This is a genomic window from Pseudomonadota bacterium, assembly GCA_022361155.1.
Taxonomy (GTDB): Bacteria; Myxococcota_A; Polyangia; order Polyangiales; family JAKSBK01; genus JAKSBK01.
In genome coordinates, this window is the sequence record JAKSBK010000069.1 from 1 (window position 1) to 1,897 (window position 1,897).

General features: G+C 73.0%; 2 protein-coding genes. One reads left to right on the top strand and one right to left on the bottom strand.

The window, feature by feature from the left end:
* On the top strand, positions 1–616 hold a 616-nt coding region (locus MJD61_01835; protein ID MCG8554018.1), incomplete at its 5' end, for a methyltransferase domain-containing protein.
* Here the strand turns inward: MJD61_01835 and MJD61_01840 are convergent.
* Positions 613–1,897 (bottom strand): lytic transglycosylase domain-containing protein (locus MJD61_01840; protein MCG8554019.1); only part of this gene is annotated, 1,285 nt, incomplete at its 5' end. The two genes, MJD61_01835 and MJD61_01840, sit on opposite strands and share 4 nt — an antisense overlap.

Here is a 1,897-nt window from a genome sequence, read left to right on the forward strand (position 1 = left end):
CTGCGGCATCGGCGGACCCTCGCGCCTGCTGGCGGCCGGCTATGGCTGCCGGGTCGCTGGCCTCGACCTAACGGAGGCCTATTGCCGCGCCGCCCGGGTCATGGCCGGCTGGGTCGGTCTCGACGGCAAGCTGGACTACTGCGCCGGCGACGCCCTGGCGCTGCCCTTTGCGTCGAGCCAGTTCGATCTGGTCTGGACCCAGCACGTCGCCATGAACATCGCCGACAAGCCGCGCCTCTACGGGGAGGTGCGCCGGGTGCTGAAGCCGGGCGGCCGCTTCGCGCTCTACGACGTGCTGCAGGGCACGGCCGGGGAGATCCGCTATCCGGTGCCCTGGGCGCGCGATCCGGCGATCTCCTTCCCGGCCACCGCCGAGGCCTTGCGGGCGCATCTGACCGCGGCCGGCTTGGAGGTGCTCCACTGGGAGGACAACAGCGCCCGCTCGCTGGACTGGTTCCGCGGCCGCCGCCGGCAGGCGGCCGAGGGCGGCGGGCCGCCGCCGGTCGGTCCACGCATCCTGATCGGCGAGGACTTTCAGGTCCTGCTGGGCAACCTGGCCCGCAGTTTGGAAGAGGGGCGCGCGGCCACCCTGACCGCTATTTGTCGGGCGGTTTAGCGGCTCAAGACTTGACCGAGCTCCTGGCCCCGGCGGCTGAGGGGCATGACCGTTTTCTGGCCGTTCAGGGTCAGGCGATAGACCGTCCGGCCTTCCAGCACCCGCTGCACGTAGTTGCGGGTTTCCGAGAAGGGAATGCGCTCGATCCAGTCGACCGCATCGACCTCCGGCCGGCGTGGGTCGCCGAAGGCGGCGATCCAGCGCTCGACCCGCCGCGGCCCGGCGTTGTAGGCGGCGAGGGCCAGGGCGGTCGAGCCCTTGTAGTCTTCCAGCAGTTGGCCGAGGTAGGCGCGCCCGAGGCGCAGGTTGTAGTTCGGCTCCTCGATCAGCGCGGCCCGCCGGTAGGGCAGGTCGAGGCGCTTGGCAACCAGGCGGGCGGTGGCCGGCATGAGCTGCATGAGGCCGCGGGCGCCAGCGCGGCTGATGACCCGCGAGTCGAAGGCGCTTTCCTGGCGGATCACCGCCAGCACCAGGGCCGGCTCCGGCGCGCGGGTGCCGGTCACTTGCCGGGCAATCTCCGGCGGCAGCGGGAAGAGGTCGCCGGTCGCGCCCAGGCCTTGGCGGCTCGCCTGCTTGGCGGTGTAGAGCGCCTGGTCCGGGCGGTCGATCTCGCTGGCCAGCTCGGCGTGGAGCAGATGGGCTTCGGTGGTGACCGTCTGGCGGCGTAGGTGAGTCATGAAGAGGCGCACGTGGCGGCGGGCGTCGAAGCTCGCCAGCAGCCGCACCAGGCGCACCAGCTCCCGCTCCTCGAAGGCCTGGCGCGCGGCCTCGCTGGCCACGGCCTTACCCTGCAGGTCGAGGTCGAGGGCGCCGCCTAGGCGACCGATCGCCTGCTGGCCGTAGAAAGCGGTGCCGAAGCTGGCCGCCTGGCCGTACCAGTCGCGTGCCGCCGCACCGTCCCCGAGCTGGGCCGCCGCCTCGCCCGACCAATAAGCGCCGCGGGCCCGGCTGATCGGGGTCGAGACGCCGGCATGCAGGCGCTGGAAGTGGCGATAGGCGCGGTCCGGTGCGTTCTCGAAGCGCAGCGCGACCCAGCCGGCCAGCCACTCGGCCTCGGCGAATTCCACGCCGCGGCTGAGGCCATGGGCGCTGGCCAGGCGGTAGGCCAGGGCCGGCTTGCCTCTGTCGAGGGCGCGCCGCGCCGCCCAATGGCGCAGCCGCCACCAGCGCGCCGGCCGTTCGACGAAAGGCTCGGCGCGGTCGATCAGCTCGATCACCCCGTCGAGGCGGCCGCGGCGCTTGCGCCAGCGGGCCCGGTCGTAGAGCAGGCCGGGGTCGTCC